2 protein-coding genes are annotated in these 1,843 nt (G+C 71.8%); one reads left to right on the plus strand and one right to left on the minus strand.

Features of this window, described 5'->3' with window-relative positions; genetic code table 11:
• Nucleotides 1–194 (minus strand): TetR family transcriptional regulator (locus tag P409_RS33305; protein WP_034848781.1); only part of this gene is annotated, 194 nt, incomplete at its 3' end.
• Between the two features lie 241 nt (nucleotides 195–435).
• Here P409_RS33305 and P409_RS33310 point away from each other — a divergent pair.
• Nucleotides 436–1,843, plus strand: a 1,408-nt coding sequence (locus tag P409_RS33310; RefSeq protein ID WP_052121687.1) for a DHA2 family efflux MFS transporter permease subunit, incomplete at its 3' end; no start/stop codon positions are given.

Consider the following 1,843-nt stretch of genomic DNA (forward strand, 5'->3'; position numbering starts at 1 on the left):
CGCATCCCGCCCTCATCCATCATCGCCGCCGCCATGGCGTCCAGGAGCGCGCGCTTGTTCTTGAAGTGCCAGTAGAGGGCCGGGGACTGCACGCCCAGCCGCTCGGCCAGTCGCCGGGTGCTCAATCCATCGATGCCGACCTCGTCCAGCAGCTCCAGCGCCGTCCGGATCACCGCGTCCCGCTGCAGCTTCATCGTCCGATCCCCGAGGAGGCCGCCCCCTCTGCGTCATTGCGAGGAGGCGAAGCCGACGAAGCAATCCAGGGGCCGGTGCGAGCCGCCCCTGGATTGCTTCGCTGCGCTCGCAATGACGGTTGGGGGAGGGGCATGCGGTGTCCGTCCTGGTGGATTGGCCTGTGATCGAGCCTCTTGACACCCTAGCCGCGATCGGGTCCTTATCGATGATAAATTTATCATCGATAAAGGATTCCCGATCATGGTCTCCATCGCCCCGGCCGCGGCGGCAAGGCTGGAGAGGATCCCGGCCGCGCTGTGGCGCCAGGCCGCGGTCCTGGTCGTCGGCGGTTTCCTGTCGCGCCTCACCACCTCGATCGTGAACATCGGCCTGGCGCCGATGGGCGAGGGCTTCGGCGTGCCGCTCGACACCATGCAATGGGTGGCCACTGGCTATCTGCTGGCCCTGGCCGCCGCGATCCCGATCAGCGCCTGGGCGGCCCGGCGGGTGGGGCCGACGCGGCTGTGGTTCGCCAGCCTGATCCTGTTCATCCTGGTCTCGGTCGCCTGCGCCCTGTCGGCCACGGCCGGCCAGCTGATCGCAGCGCGGGTGCTGCTGGGCCTGTGCGGCGGCCTCTTGGTGCCGGTCGGGCAGATGCTGCTCGGCATGGCGGCCGGGCCCGGGCGGATGGGCAGGCTGATGGGCACGATGGGCATCGTCGTGGTGCTGGCCCCGGCGATCGGCTCCACCGTCGGCAGCGCGCTGCTGGCCTGGCGGGGCTGGCCCTGGCTGTTCTGGATCAACGTGCCGCTCGGCCTCGCCGCCCTCCTGGCCGGCTGGCGGTGGCTGCCGCGGGTCGAGCCCGGCGCGGCCGGGGCCGCCGGGCGCCTCGACCTGCCGGGCCTGATGCTGCTGACCCTCGGCCTGCCGCTGATGACCTGGGGCGTCGCCGCCATCGCCCAGGCCGGCGGCTTCGGCGCCGCGGCGGCGGATGGCGCGCTGCTGCTCGGCCTCGCTTTGATCGCCGGCTTCGTGCTGCGGGCGCGGCGGATGGAGGCGCCGCTGATCCGCATCCGCCTGCTGCGCCACCGCGTCTTCGGCCCGGCCGGGCTGATCCTGTTCTGCGGCGGCTTCACCGTGTACGGGGCGCAGATCGCGCTGCCGCTGTACTACCTGCTGGTGCGGCATGAGACGGTGTTCATGACCGGCCTCCTGATCCTGCCGCAGGATCTCGGCATCGCGCTGGCCATGCCGCTCAGCGGCCGGCTGGCCGATCGCTTCGGCGGCGGCCGGCTGGTGCTGGCCGGCATCGTCCTGACCGTGCTCGGCACCGTGCCGCTGGCCTTCCTAGAGGCGCACACGAGCTATCTCTGGCTCTCCGCCGTGCTGGCGGTGCGCGGCTTCGGCATGGTGCTGTCGGGCATGCCGGCGATGACCGTGGCCCTGGCCTCGCTGCCGAAGGAGCGGGTGCCGGACGGGGTGCCGCTGCTGAACATCCTCGACCGCACCGGCGCCTCGATCGGCGCGGCGCTGGCGGTGGCGTTGTTCGGCCTGTTCCTGCCGCCGGGGCCGCCTTATCCGATGGGGCGCTGGCCGGCCTTCGACATCACCCACGGCTTCCGTGGGCGCTGGTCGCGGCACTGCCGCTGCTGCCCGCGCTCATCACTAG

The sequence above is a fragment of the Inquilinus limosus MP06 genome (assembly GCF_000767795.1).
Lineage (GTDB): Bacteria > Pseudomonadota > Alphaproteobacteria > DSM-16000 > Inquilinaceae > Inquilinus > Inquilinus limosus_E.